Genomic DNA, 20763 nt, shown 5'->3' with positions numbered 1-20763 from the left:
GGAGGTCGAATAACCAATTGCGCTGTTAAAAATCAAGACAGCCTCACGCCATTATGAACACGAAACCAGAGAGATAATCCGTTGGCAAAAAAGCAGCAAGGCAAGCCGGAATATGTGACGGTGATCAGCAACCGCAAGGCGCGGTTCGAGTTCGAGATTTTCGACACCTTCGAGGCGGGCATCGAATTGCTCGGCAGCGAGGTCAAGTCGGTGCGGCTCGGCAAGGCGAGCCTCAGCGAGAGCTACGCCATGATCCACCACGGCCAGGTGTGGCTCGAAAACATGCAGATCACCCCCTACGAGCACAACACGCTTGACGAACTCGAACCCAAACGCAGCCGCCGCCTCTTGCTGCACAAGGCGGAAATCATGCGCCTGCAATCCAAAATCAGCGAGAAGGGACTGACCCTCATTCCGCTCAAAGCGTACTTCAACAAGCGTGGCGTACTCAAGATCGAACTCGGCCTGGCGCGTGGCAAAAAGCTCTACGACAAACGCGAGACGATCAAAAACCGCGACGCCGAACGGCAGTTGCAGCAGATCAGAAAACAGTATTAATCCCCGACAATCAGACAGACCATGCACTTTCCATCCGTCAAGGAACAGCTCGATATCATCGTCAACAACACCGTCGAGGTCATCAGCACCGGCGAACTCGAACAGAAACTCCAGAAATCGATCAAGACCGGCAGGCCGCTGAAGATCAAGCTCGGCGCGGATCCGTCGCGGCCCGACCTGCACCTCGGCCACTCGGTGGTGCTCCGCAAGTTGCGTGAATTTCAGGATTTGGGACACGAGGCGATTCTCATCATCGGCGACTTCACGGCCATGATCGGCGATCCGTCGGGCAAGAGCAAGACCCGCCCGCAGCTTACCGCCGAAGAGGCTCGCGAAAACGGCAAGAGCTACTTCGAGCAGGCCTCGAAAATCCTCGATCCCGAAAAGACCACCATCTGCTACAACGCCGACTGGCTGGGCCAGATGCAGTTCGCCGACGTGATTCGTCTCGCCAGCCACTACACGGTGGCCCGAATGCTGGAGCGCGACGACTTCGAGAAGCGCTACCGCTCGCAGACGCCGATCTCGATCCACGAGTTCCTCTACCCGCTCGCCCAGGGCATGGACTCGGTGCACCTGAAAAATGACGTCGAGCTTGGCGGCACCGACCAGAAGTTCAACCTGCTCGTTGGGCGCGATCTCCAGCGCGAGTACGGCATTGAGCCGCAGGTGTGCATCACCATGCCGCTGCTCGTCGGCACCGACGGCAGCGAGAAAATGTCCAAGTCGCTCGGCAACGCCATCTGCTTCAACGACACGCCGGAGGATATGTACGGCCGTACGCTCTCGATTCCCGACACGCTGATCGAAAAGTACTGGAACCTGCTCGTACCGCACCACAGCGGCAATGGTGCGCCCATCGCCGAGCGCATCGCCGCCAATCCGCGCGAAACCAAGCGCGAACTCGCCCGCGAGGTGGTCGCGCAGTACTACTCGCCGGAGGACGCTTCGAAAGCGCAGGAGCACTTCGACCGGGTGATCGTCAACAAACAGGCTCCGGACGACCTCGTGACCGTCGAGTTCGAGGAGGCCTCGATGCCCGTCGTCGAGCTGCTCATGGCGCTCAAGGCGTTCCCGTCGAAGAACGAGGCGCGGCGCATGATTCAGCAGGGCGCGGTGCAGGCTGGCGACGAAAAAGTGTCGGACATCAATGCCATCATCGAGTTCAGCGAAACGCCCGTCATCATCCGCGCGGGCAAGCGTAAATTTTTTAAGGTGGCGAGCGCAAAAAAATCGTTTTGATTGCGTTCCGTTTTTCCTATAATTGCACAAACTGACGACTTACTTTAACCTCTATCCGGAGCTACCACCTTGTCATTCGTCCCGACAAAAGTATTCTTCACCAAGGGTGTCGGAAGGCACAAAGAGTATCTCTCTTCGTTCGAGCTTGCCTTGCGTGACGCCAAGATCGAAAAGTGCAACCTGGTGACGGTTTCCAGTATTTTTCCTCCCAAGTGCGAGCGCATCAGCGTCGAAGAGGGGATCAAGCACCTTTCGCCGGGACAGATCACCTTCGCGGTCATGGCGCGTAACTCCACCAACGAGAACAACCGGCTCATCACCGCCTCGGTCGGCGTGGCGCTTCCGGCCGACGACAGCCAGTACGGCTACCTCTCCGAGCACCACCCGTACGGCGAAACCGCCGAGCAGTCGGGCGAGTACGCCGAGGACCTCGCCGCCACGATGCTGGCCACCACGCTCGGCATCGAGTTCGACCCGAACAAGGACTGGGACGAGCGCGAGGGCATCTACAAGATGAGCGGCAAGATCGTCAACTCGTTCAACATCACCGAGTCCGCCGAGGGCGAAACCGGCATGTGGACGACCGTCATCTCCTGCGCGGTGCTGCTGCCGTAAGGGCGACCGAACAGCGAGACATTCGTATCGATACCGGGAATCAGTCGCGTGACCGATTCCCGGTTCTTTTTTCTGGCAAAACGCAACAGGAACAGGGCTTGCGCCCCTCGCCGCCGCCGGAAGTTGAGTCCTGACTGCGTATATTACGCCTTGCCGTCGTCGTTCAGGGGAAACGGCAAGCCGTCTGCGGGAACGCTATCCGCAACTCATCAATCACGCCACCAGAGAGACATGACACAGGAAGTGAAAACCGATGTGCTGGTTATCGGCAGCGGCATCGGAGGGTTGTATTTCGCCATCAACATGGCAGACCACGCCACGGTCACGATCATCACCAAAAAAGAGAGTTCGACCTCCAATACCAACTGGGCGCAGGGCGGCATCGCCGCAACCATCGCCGGTGACGATAGCGCGGAACTGCACATCGACGACACGCTCGACGCGGGCGCGGGTTTGTGCGACGAAGCGATGGTGAGCATTCTGGTGCACGAAGGCCCGGCGCACATCCGGCGCTTGATCGAGCTTGGCGTGGAGTTCACCACCAACCCCGACCACACCCTCGACCTCGGCAAGGAGGGGGGCCATTCGCGCAACCGCATCGTGCACGCGAAGGACCTGACGGGCCGCGAAGTCGAAACGGCGCTGCTCGCCCGCGTCGAGGCGCATCCCAACATCACGCTGCTGGAGCACCACTACGCGCTCGAACTCATCACCGAGCACCACCTCGGCATCAAGACCAACGACATCGACTGCTACGGCGCTTACGTGCTCGACACGCTCAACCACAAGCCGAAGAAGATTCTCTCGAAGGTGACAATGGTCGCCTCCGGCGGACTGGGCCACGTCTATCTGCATACGACCAACCCCGATATCGCCACCGGCGACGGCGTGGCGATGGCCTACCGCGCCGGAGCACAGATCGCCAACATGGAGTTCATCCAGTTCCATCCGACTTCGCTGTTCCACCCGAAAGCCAAGTCGTTCCTGATCTCCGAGGCGGTGCGCGGCTTTGGCGGAATCCTGCGCAACAAGGAGGGCGAGGCGTTCATGCAGCGCTACGACCGGCGCGAAAACCTCGCCCCGCGTGACATCGTGGCGCGAGCGATCGACTCGGAGATGAAAAAGAGCGGCGACGAATGCGTCTTTCTCGACGTGACGCACCTCGACGCGGAGCGGGTGAAGGAGCACTTCCCGCACATTCACGAGACCTGCATGAGCTTCGGCATCGACATGACCAGGGAGATGATTCCGGTGGTTCCGGCGGCGCACTACTCGTGCGGCGGCATCCGGACGGACGAAAGGGGACGCAGCACCATCGCGCGGCTCTACGCCTGCGGCGAAACGAGCTGCACGGGCGTGCACGGCGCGAACCGGCTGGCGAGCAACTCCCTGCTCGAAGCGCTGGTCTTCGCCTGGCGCTCCAGCGAGGACATCCGGACGGAGCTGAACTCGATCCATTTCGAGCACGAATTCCCCGACTGGGACGACTCCGGCACGACCAATCCGGAGGAGTGGATTCTGGTGGCGCACAACAAGAAAGAGACGCAGGCGATCATGAACGACTACGTCGGCATCGTGAGGAGCGACTTTCGGCTCGACCGCGCCCGGCGACGCATCGACTTCCTCAAGGAGGAGACTGAGGCGTACTACAAAAAAACGAGAATCACGCCGCAGATCATCGAGCTGCGCAACATCATGAAAGTCGCGAGCCTCATCATCCAGGGCGCCATCAAACGCCGCGAATCAAGAGGCCTGCACTACACGACAGATTTTCCGCAAAAAGACGACAAGCACTATCTCGCAGACACCGTGCTGCGGTCGTTTTAGGGGCGGAGTTTTGTATAGGAACTTCTGGGACTTATAGGTCGGATAAGTCCCAGAGGAAGAAGAGCTTAAGAAGCTTCTCCCCCAATTCATCATTCATAATTCTCCCCTACCTCACCTCCTGCCAGTCGCGGGCGTAGCGGAAGTCTATGCCAGGCGTGCGGCTTGAAAGTTTGGCGATGACGGGCATCATGCGCTTGTACTGGTTGCGCACCACCATCTTCCGCACCCGCTGGTAGAAGGCGGGGTTAATGCCTTCCGAGAGAATGGCGTCGCGTTCCATGCGCTCTTCGAGCATCATGTACAAAAGCTGATCGACCTCTTCGTAGCTGAAGCCGAGATCAGCTTCGTCGCTCTGCCCTTCCCAGAGGTCGGCGGAGGGCTGCTTGTCGATCAGCTCCACGGGAATGCCGAGGTACCTCGCCAGGCCGAAAAGCTGCGTTTTGTAGAGGTCGCCAATCGGGTTGACCGCTGAGGCCATGTCGCCGAACATGGTGCCGTAGCCGAGCATCAGCTCGGTCTTGTTGCTCGTGCCGAGCACCAGCCGTCCGTCACGCGCCGAGACGTCGTACAGGCAGAGCATCCTCGACCGCGCCATCACGTTGCCTCGCCGCAGGCGGCTGGCGTCGGGACGCGTCGCGAAAAAGGCATCCACCACCTCCGTCACCGGCATCGTCTCGGCCCGAATACCGAGCCTGTCCACCATGAGTTGGGCGTGATCGAGGCTCGCCTGGCTGCTTGTTTTGTAGGGCATCAGGAGCGCCAACACATTCTCTGCGCCGAGCGCCCTGGCGGCCAGCTCGCACACCACCGCCGAATCGATGCCGCCCGAAAGGCCGAGCACCACCGACCTGAAGCCGAACTTCCTGATCTCGTTGCGGATGAAGGGAATGAGAATGGCTTCGACCAGGCTGTAATCGAGATGGAGGTTTCGCGGTTGCATGGATTGAAAATCAAAAAGAGGTGAAAAAACGGATTAGCCCGCTCTGGAGCAGGAACGCGATCATCGTCGCCGTAGCGATCAGCACTGCCGATTTTCTGAAAAATGCGTCGATCTCCAGATTCTCGCTGACGAGCAGGGTCTGCATACCGATGCGAGCGATGAAGAGCGCGTGGACGAGTGCCGCCGCCATGACGAGCCAGCGCCAGGCTCCGGCAAAGCCGAACGGCTCAACGAGCCACACCGGCGTCAGCGAAAAGCAGAGCAGCGTCATGATCTCCTTCCGGATCGATTCGGATCGCGCGGAACCGGCGAGCGAGACAAGCGCTCCGGAGAGCAGCCAGAGCACCGCCACATTGACCGTGAAGCCGATGACCGCCAGCAGCATGGCCATGCGCGGCGCGCCGATGAACGGAAGCTTGACGAACTGCACGATCGCGATGACCGGCGCGGCGTACTCCTTCATGGCGTTCAGCTCCCGCAAGCGCTCGCGGGCCTCCCGCCAGAAGGCATCCGGACGGAAAAGCACGGAAAAGATCGCCGCGAAAAGCCACTTCACGCCCATGATTTTTTCCCTGTTATCTGAGCCATTTCTGGGGATTCTGCTTGGCCTTGCCCTTCCACACCTCGAAATGCACCGTCGATCCTCCTTCGGGCATCGCCGCCGAAGAGCCGATCGACTGGCGGGACTGGATGAGTTCTCCCCTGGCCACCGACACGCGACCAAGATTGGCGTAAACGGTAAGATAGGATTTCGGATGGCGGACGATCACCACGTTGCCGAAGGTCGGCAGGTAGGCCACCTGCACCACCTTGCCGCCGGAGACCGACCTGACCGGAGTGCCGACCGGAACTGAAATGTCAATGCCGTTGCTGACGGTCACGATGTTCAGCTCCTTGTCGAGCGAAGAGCCGAACTTGCGCACGACGACGCCGTTGTTGACCGGCCACGGCAGCGCTCCGCCCTTGTCGAAATCGACCGACACCCGGTCGATCTCCGACTCGGTCTGATCGATAACCACCACCGGCTCTTCCGGCGGAGTTTTACGAGCTGCGGGCGCCGGACGCGCAGGTCTCTTCGGAGCCTCTCCGGAGCGAGCCGGCGGTGGCGGCGTCTCGCCTTCCGGTGGCGCTTTGGTGCGTACGATTCTTTCGTTTTCCGCGGCGATGCGACGACGCTCGGCAGCCCGCTGCACCGCCAGACGCTGACGCCGCAGCGCTTCCAGCCTTGCCCGCTCCTGCTCCTTGCGGATCAGCTCCTGCTGGGCCATGATCAGCGACTCGATCTTTTTCTGCATCGCCCGCTGTTTTCTGCGCACTTCGGTAATCCGGGCCGCATACGTATTCTTGTCTTTCTGAATCACGGTGAGCACCTGCTCCTTCTCTTTCTTTTTGGAGGAGTAGCTCTGCAACTGCTGCTGCTGGTTCTTCATGGCCAGCTCCTTCTCGCGGTAGCTTCGCTGAAGCTGCGCCCGGCTGCTCTCCAGTTGCTCTGCGCTCGTCTGCAAATCGTTCACCTTCGACCTGACCGATCCTGAAAGAAATCCCATGTACCTTGCCCGCACGATCGCGCCATTGACCGAACCCGAAGAGAGCATCAGCTCGGCATTGCGGTCTCCGCCTCGCTTGTAGGCCGCAATGACCACCTGCCGGAAGTCGGTCGAAACATGGTGATAGGTCTCGCGATTCTCCTGAAGCTCGCCCTGAAGCTGGTCGATCTCCTTGTCCAGATTGTTCAGGAGCGACTGGTTTTCCGTGATGAGACGCTCATGAACTTTGATCTGATTGCGAATATTGTTCAGGTCGGCAATCGAGCGGCGCTCGTTCTTTTTGGTGCTGTTGAGCTTTGACTGGTACTCCGAGAGCTGCTTCTTCAGCCCTTTCAGTGTGCTCTCGACCTTGCTGCGCTCGCGGGTAATGCGGGTCATCTCCCGGCTGTCCGCGCGGACAGCGGCGGGCGCAAGGGTCATCGTGACGGCAAAGAGAAGGCTGAGGCAGAGAAGCTTTATGATGGAGACCGAAAAAAAACGGTTGCCGGAAAACATTCGCATGGTATCGGATCGGTTGGCGCTCACAGTTGCAATCAAGAGACCTGCGCGGTGGCCGGGCAGGCTTGCAGGTTCAGATAAAAAGTGGCTTTAAAATAAAATTTGTTTTTCTGAGCCTGAAATAATTAAATACGCCTTTTACCTATAACATTGGAATCAAATGGACAAACTCGTCATCCGGGGCGGAAAAAAGATTTGCGGCTCCATCGCCGCGTCAGGATCGAAAAATTCCGCGCTTCCGGTCATCGCGGCCACCCTGCTCACGCCTGATGGCGCTTTCGCGATCGATCGCATCCCGGATCTCAAGGATGTCCGCACCTTCATCCAGTTGCTCGACTATCTCGGCGCGGAGACTTCGTTCGAGGGCAACCTGCTGACGATCTCGACCGGCCACCTGAAAAGCATCGAGGCGCCGTACGAGCTGGTCAAGAAGATGCGCGCCTCGATCTACGTGCTCGGCCCGCTGCTCGCGCGATTCGGCCACACGAGAGTCTCGCTGCCCGGAGGCTGCGCTTTCGGCCCGCGCCCCGTCGATCTGCACATCATGGTGATGGAAAAGCTCGGCGCGACCGTCACCATCGAGAAGGGGTTCATCGACGCCAAGGTAAACGGAAAGCTTCGCGGCGCGCGCATCGACTTTCCGATCACCTCGGTGGGCGCGACCGGCAACGCCCTGATGGCCACCGTCACCGCCGAAGGGACGACCGTTCTCGACAACGCCGCGCTTGAACCAGAGATCGAGTGCCTCTGCAACTTCCTCGTAAAGATGGGGGCGCAGATCGACGGCATCGGCACCACGACGCTCGTCATTGACGGAGTCGACCGGCTCAAGGCAGTCGGCTTCGAGAACATCTTCGACCGCATCGAAGCGGGCACACTGCTCAGCGCCGCCGCGATCACCGGCGGCAGCGTCACCGTCACCGGCGTCGTGCCGGAGCAGCTCGCCTCGGTGCTCGACGCTTTCCGGCAGTCCGGCTGCACGGTCACGGTCAACGCGGACACGGTAACGCTCGCCGCGCCGGAAAAGCTGCTGCCGGTGGACATTACCGCGCAGCCCTACCCCGAGTTTCCGACCGACATGCAGGCGCAGTGGATGGCGCTCATGACCCAGGCCAGTGGCGACAGCACCATCATCGACCGCATCTACCACGAGCGTTTCAACCACATCCCGGAGCTGAACCGCCTCGGAGCGCACATCGAAATCAGGGACAACTGGGCGCTGGTTCACGGCCCGCAGGAGCTGACCGGCACGAAAGTCATGTCCACCGACCTGCGCGCCTCGGCCTGTCTCGTGCTTGCCGGGCTGGTCGCAAAGGAGACCACCGAGGTGCTGAGAGTCTATCATCTCGACCGCGGATACGAAGCCATCGAGAAGAAACTGACGGCGCTCGGAGCAGACATCGAGCGGGCGAAATATCAGGAATTCTGATGAAAAACGGGCTTAAAAAAAAGTTAAATATCGTTTGCAATTTTAATCACATACCTTATATTAGACCACTCTGAAGAACGACATGGCTTTCTGAAGGGCCCTTAGCTCAGTTGGTCAGAGCAAGCGACTCATAATCGCTGGGTCGTAGGTTCAAGTCCTACAGGGCCCACCAACTGATTCAGAGACAAGTTTATATGGCGTGTTCGTCTAGTGGCCCAGGACATCGCCCTCTCAAGGCGAAGATCACGGGTTCGAATCCCGTACACGCTACTTAGTATAAATTCCGGCACAAGTCGGGATTTATACACTATGCACCCGTAGCTCAACTGGATAGAGCATCTGACTACGGATCAGAAGGTTAGGAGTTCGAATCTCTTCGGGTGCACCAGAAAAATCAGGGACTTGCAGGCTGCGGCTTGCAGGTCTTTTTTGTTTTATGCCCCTCTCCGGCTCTTCCTCGACGTTACGCCCTCCTCACTGTCTCTCTGCGGCTTGAGAATCTCATTCTCCGAAGGTCGCCGAATACCCATTCCTGAACGCGGCTCCCGCACGACAAAAGCTTGCGTGGTTGTGCATATATTTCAACGAATTGACCTCTCCGTTCACACCGAACCAACTCCCATGAAAACAGAGTTACCGGACGCATTGTTAAAAATCGCCGTCGAGACTGCGCTTGTGGCCGGCAAAGAGATTCTTTCAGTTTACGAAACCGGGAATTTTTCTATCGAAGCGAAGGCGGACAAGTCACCGTTGACCAGTGCCGACAAACTGGCTCACGCCGTGATAGCCGCGAAACTGGAAGAGACCGGCGTACCCGTCCTGAGCGAAGAAGGCCGGGCGATTCCTTACGCCGAACGCGCCGCATTGACGCGCTTGTGGATTGTCGATCCTCTCGACGGAACGAAGGAGTTCATTTCGCGCAGCGGTGATTTTACTGTCAATATCGCGCTGATCGACGAGGGACAACCCGTTCTCGGCGTCATCTACGTGCCGGTTCTGGACGAGCTTTTCTTCGGCATTGTGGGCGACGGCGCGTACAAAGTCGAGGGAACAAGCCGGTTCAAGAGCATCGGCGAATTGATGGCGACGGCCATCAAGCTGCCTCTGAAAAGCGACGGAGCCAGGTACCGAGTCGTCAACAGCCGTTCGCACATGAACGAGCGAACGACGGCTTTCATCGATTCCCTGCGCCAGAAACATCCCGATCTGGAGATCGTACAGCGCGGCAGTTCGTTCAAAATCTGCATGGTAGCCTCCGGCGAGGCTGACATCTACCCGCGCTTCGGCCCCACGATGGAATGGGACACCGCCGCTGGTCATGCTATCGCTCTGGCCGCCGGAAAGCACATGGTAAAAGCCGACGAACAAGGTGACCTCGCCTACAACAAAGAGAACCTGCTAAACCCTTTTTTTATCGTACAATAAACGAGTATGACCATTCGGATAATGCTCTGATGCCCGGGCGTAAAGAGCTGCAAGATTCACCTTGCAGCTCTTTTTATTTTTCACGAAAAAATCCCTTAAAAAAATACGCCAAGTCATTCTTCAACAAGCGGATGAGATCGATCCTGTGCAAATGCATCCAGGCAGTAACAAGCCGATTTCCGGTTCCTCTCATCAATAGCCGCAAGCGCCATGCCGCTCCACTCCACCCTCGCAGAAAACATACTCAGAAATCACACAATACCGCCCAATGGCGGACAGATAGCTGCAACTCTAAATAATAAAGCACCTTGGCATGACGACTTTCATCTCTATAATCACGATGATTCAGTGTATATTCAAAAAATATTTTTCTTCTTCCCTGCTGAATAGCTGTAGTATTTCTATCTCGGCAGTTAACCGAGTCACTCCATGCTCTATCCAACAGATGAGCCGCTTTACAACCTTCCCGGCATAATTCCTGGCCCTGCATTTACGTTCAATCCGGACGGCCTCGTTACCGGCTGTAACGTCAACGCTCGCGACGCCGTGTTCGGCCTCGGCGACGGAGGCTTGACCGTCCTGAATCTTCTGGACTCCGCGCATCCCGATGATCGCGAAGCGTTGCGCCTCGCCGTCACGGCGGCGCTGCGGAGCGATTCGGAAGCGTCGTGCGAAGCGAGAATTTTGCATCATAACCGGATGGAATATTTGTGGCATTCGATCAACGCCAGAAAAATCGTGACCGGCGACGAACCATCGCTCATCGCCACATGCCGGGAGATCACCCGCTGCAAGCAGTTCGAAGAGTCCCTGCGCATCAGCGAAACGAAGTTCAAGCGGCTCTTCGACGGCCACTCGACCGTGATGCTGGTCATCGATACGGAGTCGAAAATGATCATCGACGCCAACCGCGCCGCCGCCACCTTTTACGGCTGGCCGGTCGAAGAGCTGCGCCAGATGAACCTCGAACAACTCGCCGTAACCTCTCCCGAATTTCTGGAGCGAGAGATCGAACAGATCAGAAGGCTCAAACAGAAAACCGTTTCAGCCCGCCACCAGAGAGCCGATGGCAGCATCCGGGACGTCGAAGCCTCGACCAGCCTTATCGAAATTCAGGGCAAGGAGGTGTTCTACTGCATTGTCAACGATGTGACCGAGCGCACGCAGATTGAGATGGAGCTGCGTTTCAGCAGGTCACAGCTCGACTTCGCGCTCGAAAAGAGCCATGTCGGCTGGTGGAGCGTGAACATCACGGATGGCTCGGCCTTCGGCACCATCGAACATGCACGGATATTCGGTTACGACTCGACAGACCAGGAGTGGAGCTTTCAGAAGTTTCTCGACCACGTCGTTCCCGAAGATCGCAACCGGATCAGCGCCATGATTCAGCGTTCGAAAACCAGGCAGACCGGCCTGCATTTCGAATGCCGCATTCGCCGGAGCGATGGCGAGCAGCGCTGGATCATGGTGATCGGAGGATTGCAGCCCAATGACCTTCACGGCAAACGGCTCCTGGCAGGCATCGTCATGGATGTTTCGGATCGCAAATCCGCGGAAATCGAACTCCGGGACGCCAAAACAAAGTTCGACCTTGCGCTGAAAGCAGCGCGAGCCGGCGTCTGGGAGATGAACATCGAAACCGGCAAGGCGGTCTGGTCGAACGAGATTGGGCGCCTGCTGGGTCTTGAACAGCAAAAACAGGCCCCGTCGCTCGATCTCTGGATGAAAGCCATTCATCCGGATGACCGGCAAAAAGTGATCGACACCATCACGGAGACCACCAGAGAAGCGATAGAATCAAATATGGAGTTCCGGGTCACCTGGCCCGACGGTTCGATTCACTGGCTGATGTCGCGCGGACAGCCGGTGCACAACGCAAACGGACAGTGGACCGGTTATATCGGCACGATCATCGATTCCACGGAGCGCCGGAAGCTGCTCGAATCGGTACGCCAGCGAGAAATGGAGTATCGTTCGCTGTTCGAAAACATGCCGAACGGTTTTGCCTATTGCCAGGCGTTGTACGATGAAAATGATACTATCGAGGATTTCGTATTCGTCGAGGTCAACCGGAAATTCGAGGAGTTGCTTTCGCTGAAGGATGTCACCGGCAAACGGGCGACGCAAATCATTCCTGGAATCAGGACGACCGACGCTGAATTGTTCAGCATATCGGAACGCATCGTCAAAAGCGGTCAACCTGAATATTTCGACTATTTCCTGAACGCGCTTCAGGAGTGGTTCTCTTTTTCGGTTTACAGCCCGAAACGCGACTATTTCATCGTCATTTTCGATGTCATCACCAAACGCAAGCAGATCGAGCAGTCGTTGCAGGAAAGCGAAAACAAGTTCCGCACCATCACCGAACAGATCTCCGAAATCGTTTTCGTTACTGACTTTACGGGTATCGTCCGCTATATTTCGCCATCTATACAAAAAACGGCAGGATACCGACCTGAAGAGATTGTCGGTCACTCCTTTTTCGATTTTCTCGCAAATGATGAGGTAGAGCGGGCGAAGCACAAGGTCGGCGAAGCGATTGCCAAACGCATCGATTCTGAAGTGTTCGAGTTGAAATACAAGAAAAACGATGGCTCGGATCTTTATGGCGAAGTCGGCGTCAGATACTTTCAGGAAAACAACGGCAGTGATTATTCAGGCATGATCGGCGTGATTCGCGATATAAGCCGGAGGAAAAAGGCTGAAGAAGAGAAAAAAATACTCGAACTCCAGCTTCAGAAAGCCGAACGCCTTGAAACGGTGGGAAGACTTGCCGGCGGCATCGCCCATGACTTCAACAATCTGCTTTCGCCGATTCTCGGTTACGCCGAACTTGGGATGCTCAAAGCCGCCGAAGAGCATTACAACCCCGAATATTACACCGCTATCGTGCAGGCGTCCGAACGCGCCAGGCAACTGATCGCCCAGATTCTGACCTTCAGCAAAGCGCATGACAGCAAGCCTGTGCCTGTCAAGGTTCAGTCCATCATCGAAGAGGTCATTCAGCTCCTCCGTCCGTCGATTCCGGCAAACATCAGGATAGAGATGCATATCGACAAAGCGTGCCGCAATATCCTCATCGACCCTTCGAAGCTGCACCAGATGCTTGTCAATCTCTGCACAAACGCCTTGCAGGCGACCGACAGGAGCAATGGCGTCATCACCATCGAGCTGCGCGAGGTCACGCCCGGCGAAGCATTGCTGAAAAAACTGCCGGGGCTGTTGGTTCAACCCCACGCGGAGCTGAGCATTTCCGACAACGGCGTCGGCATGGACAAGGCGACGAGCGAGCATATTTTCGAGCCATTTTTCACCACCAAGGCCGCCGACAAGGGTTCCGGCCTCGGCTTGTCGGTCGTGCACGGCATCGTCACCGGTTACAACGGGCACATTCTGGTTGAAAGCGAGCCGGGAGAGTTTACGACCTTTCGCGTCTATCTGCCGTTGATCGAAGAGATCAACGAGCAGAAGTGTTCGCGCCCTGTTCCCCAGCAGGGCAAAGGAAGCATTCTTTTTGTCGATGACGAGCAGGTCATCCTCAACATGATCTCGAAAATGCTGAGCAAACAGGGTTTCGAGGTATGCGCCGTGAAGAATCCGCGCGAAGCCATCGAGCTTTTCAGGCAGAATCCCGAAAGATTCGATCTGGTCATCACCGACCTGACCATGCCCGAACTCAGCGGATTCGAACTGTCAACCGAACTGAAAAGTACCTGCCCCCGGATTCCGATTATCCTGATGACCGGCTTTGGCAAGGATCTCGAAGATGAGCATAGTTTGAACAGGCATGGTATCTGCAAAATCCTGAAAAAGCCCGTCAGGCTTGCCGATCTGGTATCGGCGGTCAACGAATCCATCTCCCTGGAAAACGGCTAATGCAGCAAAAATCAACCGCTAAACCGCATGAGCGCAAGCTCGCCGAGATTTCTTTACGAAAAAGTTAAAAATGACGCTGGATTTCCGATTTTTTTGCTACATTAAGCCACTCTATTGAGGAGTGGCCAAATTGGTAAGGCACCTGATTCTGGATCAGGCAATTCCAGGTTCGAGTCCTGGCTCCTCAGCACTCTAAAGCCTTGTAGCGGAAAACGTTACAAGGCTTTTTGCGTTTCTGCCGGGTACAGCTATTCTTTGATTTTTAAGCTTAAACGGACCCTGGAATCCCCTCGAAACTGACCGGATGATCATGACGGAAACATGACTCCCGACCGCCCTCCAAATACCGGATCGCATTGCGCTGACAAATAAATTTCCCAACAATTGCCTCGGCATTCAGGCATATGTGTGCGGGTATGACAATATAAATAATGGCTTTAGCCTAATATCTTGCTTGGGTGGCATTGGTGAGATTTTGTTTCGAGAGCAGGGAACAATGCAGAAATGGCGTGATTTTCGAGAACAGGCGTACGGATTTGTCCCTGCGATGAGGGGTCATGATGAGCATTTTCCTGAAGATTCCAGATCAGCGCTCCCTGAAGTCGCTTACGGGAAGGGATAAAAAAAAGAGACAGAGTTTCCTCTGTCTCTTTTTTGCTTAAGTCCTTGTTCAGGAACTTATTTTGCTTCGCCAGCAGGAGCAGCGGCAGGAGCAGCCTGGTCGGCAGCAGGTGCTTCAGCAGGTGCAGCGGCAGGTGCTTCAGCAGGTGCAGCGGCAGGAGCCTCGGCAGGTGCGGCGGCAGGAGCCTCGGCAGGAGCTTCAGCCGGAGTCTCAGCAGCTTTCTGAGCGCAACCAACGAAAGAAACAGAGCTCAGGAGAAACAGGAAAGCAAAAAGTTTTTTCATGATTCGAATGCAGTTTTGTTTTCAAATAAAAAAATGTTACAGCTTGTTCAGCTCACGAATAATAATCAAAATCACTGATTTTTCAAAAAAACACTCTCAACACACAGGTACTTTTTAACAGGCGATTTTTACGATTATTATACCGCCCTCTTCACGACAACAACAAGTATTCAAAAACACGGATCAGCGATCAGCAGCAAAAGGCATACGACAGAAACGTCTTCGTCTCCTCTCCTGTACGAAGACGGAGAGGAGGAAGACATCCGTAATCAATTAATCGACAAGCATTTGCAGCTCCTGAGGGGTCACCTCGTGGAAGTTGAGGTAACGGTAAACCTTGTCACCGTTCTGCGACAGCGAGCCAGCGATCTCCATATACTCATCCTTGCCGGGCAGATGGCCGAGCAAAGCGCAGACGGCGGCCAGTTCGGCGGAGCCGAGATAGACCTTCGCGCCCTTGCCCATTCGGTCGTCGAAATTGCGGGTGCTGGTCGAGAAAACCACGGCGTTGTCGGCCACGCGGGCCTGGTTGCCCATGCAGAGCGAGCAGCCGGGAATTTCAGTGCGTGCGCCTGCGGTGCCGAAAACCGAGTAGTATCCCTCTTCGACAAGCTTCTTCATGTCCATCTTGGTCGGCGGCACGACCCAGAGCTTGGCCTTTGCCTGACCTTTGCCGCGAAGCACTTCGCCCAGTGCGCGGAAGTGGCCGATGTTGGTCATGCAGCTTCCGACGAACACCTCGTCGATGTTGTTCGGGCGCTTCTCGTCGGCGAGAATCTCGCTAAGCGTGGCCACGTCGTCCGGATCGTTCGGGCAGGCCAGGATCGGCTCGGCGATTTCGTTCATGTCGATCTCGATCACCGCCGCGTACTCGGCGTCGGCGTCCGGCTCCAGCAGCTCCGGCTTCTTGAGCCACTCCTCCATCTTGCCGATGCGGCGGCGGAGCGTCTCGACGTCGCCGTAGCCCTCTTCGATCATCTGACCGAGCAGCCTGGCGTTGGACTTGAGATATTCGATCACCGGCTCCTTGTCGAGGCGCACCGTGCAGGCCGCGGCGCTGCGCTCGGCGGAGGCGTCGGAGAGCTCGAACGCCTGCTCCACCTTGAGCTGCGGCAAGCCCTCGATTTCCAGTACTTTACCGGCGAAGATGTTCTTCTTGCCCTTCTTTTCGACGGTCAGCAATCCTTTCTTGATGGCGACATAGGGAATAGCGTTGACCAGATCACGCAGCGTAATGCCAGGCTGGAGTTCGCCCTTGAAGCGCACGAGCACCGACTCGGGCATGTTGAGCGGCATGGTGCCGGTCACGCCCGCGAAGGCCACGAGGCCGGAACCGGCCGGGAAGGAGCAACCGATCGGGAAGCGGGTGTGCGAGTCGCCGCCGGTGCCGAGCGTGTCGGGCAGCACCATGCGGTTCAGCCAGGTGTGGATGACGCCGTCGCCCGGCTTGAGCGCCACGCCGCCTCGGCTCATGATGAAGTACGGCAGGCTGCGATGCATCTTGACGTCGGTCGGTTTCGGGTAGGCCGCCGTGTGGCAGAAGCTCTGCATGAAGAGGTCGGCGCTGAAGCTGAGTGCGGCAAGCTCCTTGATTTCGTCGCGGGTCATCGGACCGGTGGTGTCCTGCGAACCGACCGTGAGGGTCTCGGCTTCGACGTACATGCCGGGGCGGACGCCGGCGAGGCCACACGCCTTGCCGACCATCTTCTGGGCCAGCGTGTACCCCTTGCCGGTATCGGCGGGCTGTTCGGGGCGGCTGAAGATCGACTCTTCGCCGAGGCCAAGCAGCTTGCGGGCCTTGCGGGTGAGGTTGCGGCCGATGATGAGCGGAATGCGCCCCCCAGCGCGAACTTCGTCGGCCAGCGTATTCGGTTCGAGCGAGAAGGTCGAAATCACTTCGCCGTTCTTTTCGATAGTGCCCTTGTAGGGATAGAGGTCGATCACGTCGCCCATCTCCAGCGAGTTTACGTCGGCCTGGATCGGCAACGCGCCGGAGTCTTCAGCGGTGTTGAAGAAGATCGGAGCGATGATGCCGCCAATCACCACGCCAGCGGTGCGCTTGTTCGGCACGGCGGGAATGTCCGCGCCGAGGTGCCACTGCACGGAGTTGATGCCCGACTTGCGGCTCGATCCGGTGCCGACCACATCGCCGACGTAGGCGAGCGGATGGCCCTTCTCCTTGAGGCTGGCGATGGTCGCGATCGGGTCGTCCATCTTGGAGCGCAGCATGCTCAGTGCGTGCATCGGAATATCGCTGCGGGTGAAGGCTTCGCTGGCGGGCGAGAGGTCGTCGGTGTTGGTTTCGCCCGGAACCTTGAAGACCGTGAGGGTCATCTGCTCGGCAAGAGTCGGCCTGGAGGTGAACCACTCGCCGTCGGCCCACGATTCGAGTACCGATTTGGCGTAGCTGTTGCTCTGGGCCAGCTCAACCACCGCGTCGAACGAATCATAGACAAGCAACGTCTTTTTCAGGGCCAGCGCCGCGGCTTCGGCGACCGCGCTGTCGGCGCTGGAGAGCGCATCGACCAGCGGCTTGACGTTGTAGCCGCCGAGCATCGTACCGAGAATCCCGACCGCCTCGACCGGCGTGATCACGGCGCAGGCGGCCTCGCCGCGAATGATGGCGTCGAGGAAGGCGGCCTTTTCGAGAGCGGCATCATCCACGCCGGGGCTGATGTGGTTCACGAACAGGTCGAGCAAATACTCCTGCTCCTGCACTGGACTCTCTTTGAGCAGCGCGATCAGCTCGACGGCCTGCGAGGCGGTCAGCGGAAGCGGCGGAATACCGAGTTGCGCGCGCTCCTCTGTGTGGGCGCGGTACTGGCTGATGAGACTCATATAATGATCTCCAGGGTAATGATTATAAGTGATGATGCGATGGTAATTACGGCGAACGGTATAAGCCGGAATGGTTTTTTGCCCCGAAAAAAGCAAAGCATTAAAATAAACCAGCCGCAAGTGAAATGCAAAACCTCGCCAGCAGAGCAATGGATGAGAACCGTACTTTTTCAGGTATTCGCGAGACAGAAGCTTAGAAATTCAGAAGCTTTACGAAATTCCGACGCACCACTCATGAAATAATGATACGCCTTACCGAAAAATCGATCAAACGGTTCTCGTTTCAATGTATTAGCCGGGACTGAACCTGCCTGACGACCACGCCGAACCTGCATGTCGCTTCACGCCTCACCATCATAACCCGCCAGGAACACAACCCCTGAATGCTGAACGTTACCGGGGAGACGGAAAACAGGAAAACCCCGATTTTCCGGGGTTTTGGTTTTGCATGACGACGCCTGCGAGGAGCCCTTTTTTACAGGGAAATGGATTCGTCTTCTTTTTTCCGGAACAACTCATATCGGGCAAGGAAAAGTGCGCCGATACTCATCAATGCGGTTGTCGAGGGTTCAGGGACAGGCATCGGCCCATCGTCACCTTCTATACCAACATCAGCAAAGGATGCGCTGGTTTGCAGCAACTGGATTCCGTTGAGCACCCCAATCTGGGAGTTGCTTCCTGGCGAATAGGTGAAGCTAAGGTTTCCGGATTCATCAGAGCGCAGATCGGATATCGAGGTATAGTTATATCCGTTGACAAAAAGAGGCGTGGCGCTCGATGGATTTGATAGTGTTACCGATGTTCCACCAGCGGTGACAAGCGTTTCGGGATTTATTGCGTTTACAGCCTGCTGTGAATACACGTACAATGTATAAGTCGCGTCAGTATCCAGATTAATGAAATCGACCGCCGAAGTTTCATAGGCAAGCGCGTAATACCTCATCAAAGGATCATCGGCTGTTCCTGCAAAACGGTCAGAACTCTTGTTGATAACGCCTATGGTGTTAAAGGATACGGAAACAGCAACGCTCGATGCCGACCCGCTTGCGGGCATCTCTAAAAAGTCTTATGAGGTAGCTGAATTAGTGAGAATTGCAGTGTGTAAGCGATTTTACAGATGTATTAATAAAGTTTTTTAGGTGATTTTCAGAGGAGTATTCGACTTTTTAGAGATGCCCTTGCATACGTCAGGCTTACAGGCGGCATATCAACATCGGCATCGTAAAGGTTCCATGTCTGTCCGGCATCACCATACATCGCCTGCCCTGTATAAGATGGAGTCGTATCAGACAAGCCGAACTGAATATTGATCAAATCTCCAACACTTGCCTCTGCCGTAGAACAATTGAAGATAATTACAGCAGCCAGCGCACCGCACAACAGATTTTTCATACCCAATCCCTCCCCGGATTGTGAAAAGATTCACTTTATAAATAAGAATGCTTTATGAAATAACTTAAAAAAAAATCATCATGTTTTTCAAACATGAACTCAATAAACGATTCTTTTCCCCAAGTTCCCATAACATATTTTTTACAATATTTTCAAGCGATCAGCAAAAAGAAAATAATACGCCATGGATACCCTCAAACATTGCAAGACAGGCAAAAAAAATAGCGATAACCAACTTTTATATAAATAGATAGCAAAATTCTTCTCGTGCTCGCATATATTCTTATGGATGTATCACAGTACAAAAAAAAGAAACGTTTACTATATTAAAAAATACTTAAATAATCATAATTATATCAAAACCATATTCTATCATTCGAGCACTTAAATGATAGAACAAGTCAAAGTAAACTCTCGCTCATCACGAGTCATGAGAGATCGAAAAGCAGGATTCACTGTTCAGATGCCTCGCTTCACTCCTGAATATCTTTTCCGGCATCGAGGAGAGTTGCGATGTGCGAGCTATTCCATTCTTTCGACAAGTCTGGATCAGGATGACAGATGGTATTGGCTGCTTGTTCTTGCCGAACGTACTGGAAATTGTGTTTCTGCGCCGGCGAGAAGAACATCGTACGTTGCCGGTTATCAAGCGATAAACATGCTGTCGCCGTAACTGAGGAAGCGGTAACCGTTGTCGAGGGCTTCGTGGTAGGCTTGCTTGAGCAGCTCCGTTCCGGCGAAGGCGGCGGTGAGCATGAGCACCGTGGAACGCGGCGCGTGGAAGTTGGTGAGCAGGGCGTCGATGATCCTGAATGTGTAGCCGGGATATATAAATATATCCGCCTCGCCGCTGACCTCCTGCGTGAATTCGCTGCCAAGCAGCCGTGGCGCGGCGTGTTCGAGCGCCCGCGTGACGGTGGTGCCGACGGCCACGACTCGCCCGCCGGTGGCTTTGGTTTTGCCGATCTTGCGGGCGCTCGCTTCCGGGATATTGTAGAACTCCCTGTGCATGATATGCTCCTCGAAGCTCTCGGAGCGGATCGGCAGAAAGGTGCCGAGGCCGACGTGCAGCGTGACGTGGGCGATTTCGACGCCTTTGGCGCGAACCTTGTCGAGCAGCTCGTCCGTAAGGTTGAGCGACGCGGTCGGGGCGGCGACCGAGCCGGGCAGTTCGGCGAAGATCGTCTGGTAGCGCTCGCGGTCGAGTTCCTCGGCGTCGCGTTTGAGGTAGGGTGGAATCGGCACGGAGCCGTGCGCCTCGAACAGCTCCGTGAGCCGCGCCGTCGCGCAGCCGAAACGCGCGACGCCGTCGCTGGGCAGCGCTTCGACCGTCAACTCGACGCCATGCGCCAGCAGCCGGTCGCCAACACGGAGCCGCCCACGATAGAGCGCGAGGTTCTGCTCGCCCTCGTGCTTTTCGAGCAGCATCAGCTCGATACGAGCGCCGGTCGGTTTGCGGGCGATGAGCCGCGCCCGGATCACCTTGCTGTTGTTCAGCACCAAGAGATCGCCGGGGCGGAGCCATTCGTGCAGCGCGGCGTAGGCGGAGTGGGTGATCGACTGCGTCGCCCGGTCGAGCACGACGAGCCGCGTAGAGCCGCGCTCTTCGGGCGGATAACAGGCGATGCGCTCTTCGGGAAGGGTGTAGTCGAAATCGCTGACCTTCATCT

16 protein-coding genes and 4 tRNA genes are annotated in these 20763 nt (G+C 56.5%); 11 read left to right on the top strand and 9 right to left on the bottom strand.

From position 1 onward, the window contains the following. The first annotated feature begins 81 nt into the window (after window positions 1-81). From smpB to nadB, 4 genes are all read left to right on the top strand, one after another. Window positions 82-558: an SsrA-binding protein SmpB gene (smpB, locus tag FGF66_RS06650; protein ID WP_139456889.1), complete on the top strand. Its 477-nt coding sequence runs from the start codon at window positions 82-84 to the stop codon at window positions 556-558. A gap of 21 nt (window positions 559-579) precedes the next feature. Beyond that, window positions 580-1800, top strand: coding sequence for a tyrosine--tRNA ligase (gene tyrS, locus FGF66_RS06645; RefSeq protein WP_139456888.1), 1221 nt, complete (start codon window positions 580-582; stop codon window positions 1798-1800). A gap of 69 nt (window positions 1801-1869) precedes the next feature. Then, complete coding sequence (locus FGF66_RS06640) at window positions 1870-2415, top strand: pyruvoyl-dependent arginine decarboxylase (protein ID WP_139456887.1); 546 nt, start codon at window positions 1870-1872, stop codon at window positions 2413-2415. A 231-nt stretch (window positions 2416-2646) separates the two neighbouring features. Beyond that, a complete protein-coding gene (nadB, locus tag FGF66_RS06635; protein ID WP_139456886.1) occupies window positions 2647-4242 on the top strand; it encodes an L-aspartate oxidase in 1596 nt (531 codons plus the stop codon). A 106-nt stretch (window positions 4243-4348) separates the two neighbouring features. On the opposite strand, the gene FGF66_RS06630 is transcribed toward nadB, so the two are convergent. From FGF66_RS06630 to FGF66_RS12640, 3 genes are read right to left on the bottom strand one after another with little or no spacing between them, the layout of a single operon-like run. Beyond that, on the bottom strand, window positions 4349-5182 hold the full coding sequence (locus FGF66_RS06630; protein ID WP_139456885.1) for an NAD+ synthase: 834 nt from the start codon (window positions 5180-5182) through the stop codon (window positions 4349-4351). 10 nt (window positions 5183-5192) lie between these two features. Beyond that, window positions 5193-5744 carry a hypothetical protein gene (locus FGF66_RS06625; protein WP_139456884.1) on the bottom strand — a complete coding sequence of 184 codons (552 nt, stop codon included), beginning with the start codon at window positions 5742-5744 and terminating at the stop codon, window positions 5193-5195. Window positions 5745-5757: 13 nt separating this feature from the next. Next, entirely contained in the window at window positions 5758-7230 is a 1473-nt protein-coding gene (locus FGF66_RS12640) for a murein hydrolase activator EnvC family protein (protein ID WP_246046606.1), read from the bottom strand. A gap of 157 nt (window positions 7231-7387) precedes the next feature. Between FGF66_RS12640 and murA the strand changes: the two genes are divergently transcribed. The 7 genes from murA (at window position 7388) to FGF66_RS06575 (ending at window position 14145) form a co-directional block, all read left to right on the top strand. Then, a complete protein-coding gene (murA, locus tag FGF66_RS06605) occupies window positions 7388-8656 on the top strand; it encodes a UDP-N-acetylglucosamine 1-carboxyvinyltransferase (RefSeq protein ID WP_139456882.1) in 1269 nt (422 codons plus the stop codon). A 95-nt stretch (window positions 8657-8751) separates the two neighbouring features. Next, window positions 8752-8828, top strand: a tRNA-Ile gene (locus FGF66_RS06600). A gap of 24 nt (window positions 8829-8852) precedes the next feature. Next, a tRNA-Glu gene (locus FGF66_RS06595) sits at window positions 8853-8926 on the top strand. A gap of 41 nt (window positions 8927-8967) precedes the next feature. Then, a tRNA-Arg gene (locus FGF66_RS06590) sits at window positions 8968-9044 on the top strand. Window positions 9045-9277: 233 nt separating this feature from the next. Beyond that, window positions 9278-10081, top strand: coding sequence for a 3'(2'),5'-bisphosphate nucleotidase CysQ (cysQ, locus tag FGF66_RS06585; protein WP_139456881.1), 804 nt, complete (start codon window positions 9278-9280; stop codon window positions 10079-10081). Between the two features lie 429 nt (window positions 10082-10510). Further along, window positions 10511-13957 (top strand): PAS domain S-box protein, encoded by a 3447-nt coding sequence (locus tag FGF66_RS06580; RefSeq protein ID WP_139456880.1) that lies wholly within the window; start codon window positions 10511-10513, stop codon window positions 13955-13957. 115 nt (window positions 13958-14072) lie between these two features. Next, window positions 14073-14145: transfer RNA gene (locus tag FGF66_RS06575), tRNA-Gln, on the top strand. A gap of 249 nt (window positions 14146-14394) precedes the next feature. Here FGF66_RS06575 and FGF66_RS12635 read toward each other — a convergent pair. The 6 genes from FGF66_RS12635 to queA form a co-directional block, all read right to left on the bottom strand. After that, window positions 14395-14814, bottom strand: a complete 420-nt coding sequence (locus FGF66_RS12635) for a hypothetical protein (RefSeq protein WP_170181252.1) — start codon at window positions 14812-14814, stop codon at window positions 14395-14397. A gap of 322 nt (window positions 14815-15136) precedes the next feature. Further along, complete coding sequence (acnB, locus tag FGF66_RS06565) at window positions 15137-17701, bottom strand: bifunctional aconitate hydratase 2/2-methylisocitrate dehydratase (RefSeq protein WP_139456878.1); 2565 nt, start codon at window positions 17699-17701, stop codon at window positions 15137-15139. A 475-nt stretch (window positions 17702-18176) separates the two neighbouring features. Further along, window positions 18177-18755, bottom strand: coding sequence for a PEP-CTERM sorting domain-containing protein (locus FGF66_RS06555; RefSeq protein WP_139456876.1), 579 nt, complete (start codon window positions 18753-18755; stop codon window positions 18177-18179). A gap of 92 nt (window positions 18756-18847) precedes the next feature. Continuing rightward, on the bottom strand, window positions 18848-19093 hold the full coding sequence (locus FGF66_RS06550) for a hypothetical protein (RefSeq protein ID WP_139456875.1): 246 nt from the start codon (window positions 19091-19093) through the stop codon (window positions 18848-18850). A gap of 473 nt (window positions 19094-19566) precedes the next feature. Further along, on the bottom strand, window positions 19567-19722 hold the full coding sequence (locus FGF66_RS12630; RefSeq protein ID WP_170181251.1) for a hypothetical protein: 156 nt from the start codon (window positions 19720-19722) through the stop codon (window positions 19567-19569). A gap of 16 nt (window positions 19723-19738) precedes the next feature. Then, entirely contained in the window at window positions 19739-20761 is a 1023-nt protein-coding gene (gene queA / locus FGF66_RS06545) for a tRNA preQ1(34) S-adenosylmethionine ribosyltransferase-isomerase QueA (protein WP_139456874.1), read from the bottom strand. Window positions 20762-20763 lie beyond the last annotated feature (2 nt).

It is taken from the genome of Chlorobaculum thiosulfatiphilum (genome assembly GCF_006265165.1).
In the GTDB taxonomy this organism is placed as follows: Bacteria; Bacteroidota; Chlorobiia; order Chlorobiales; family Chlorobiaceae; genus Chlorobaculum; species Chlorobaculum thiosulfatiphilum.
This window is presented reverse-complemented; position numbering and strand designations above follow the sequence as displayed.

Coding starts and splice junctions, on each gene's coding strand:
- tyrS (WP_139456888.1), top strand. CDS start 580: ATGCACTTTCCATCCGTCAAGGAACAGCTCGATATCATCGTCAACAAC.
- nadB (WP_139456886.1), top strand. CDS start 2,647: ATGACACAGGAAGTGAAAACCGATGTGCTGGTTATCGGCAGCGGCATC.
- FGF66_RS06630 (WP_139456885.1), bottom strand. CDS start 5,182: ATGCAACCGCGAAACCTCCATCTCGATTACAGCCTGGTCGAAGCCATT.
- FGF66_RS06625 (WP_139456884.1), bottom strand. CDS start 5,744: ATGGGCGTGAAGTGGCTTTTCGCGGCGATCTTTTCCGTGCTTTTCCGT.
- FGF66_RS12640 (WP_246046606.1), bottom strand. CDS start 7,230: ATGCGAATGTTTTCCGGCAACCGTTTTTTTTCGGTCTCCATCATAAAG.
- murA (WP_139456882.1), top strand. CDS start 7,388: ATGGACAAACTCGTCATCCGGGGCGGAAAAAAGATTTGCGGCTCCATC.
- cysQ (WP_139456881.1), top strand. CDS start 9,278: ATGAAAACAGAGTTACCGGACGCATTGTTAAAAATCGCCGTCGAGACT.
- FGF66_RS06580 (WP_139456880.1), top strand. CDS start 10,511: ATGCTCTATCCAACAGATGAGCCGCTTTACAACCTTCCCGGCATAATT.
- acnB (WP_139456878.1), bottom strand. CDS start 17,701: ATGAGTCTCATCAGCCAGTACCGCGCCCACACAGAGGAGCGCGCGCAA.
- FGF66_RS06555 (WP_139456876.1), bottom strand. CDS start 18,755: ATGCCCGCAAGCGGGTCGGCATCGAGCGTTGCTGTTTCCGTATCCTTT.
- FGF66_RS06550 (WP_139456875.1), bottom strand. CDS start 19,093: ATGAAAAATCTGTTGTGCGGTGCGCTGGCTGCTGTAATTATCTTCAAT.
- FGF66_RS12630 (WP_170181251.1), bottom strand. CDS start 19,722: ATGTTCTTCTCGCCGGCGCAGAAACACAATTTCCAGTACGTTCGGCAA.
- queA (WP_139456874.1), bottom strand. CDS start 20,761: ATGAAGGTCAGCGATTTCGACTACACCCTTCCCGAAGAGCGCATCGCC.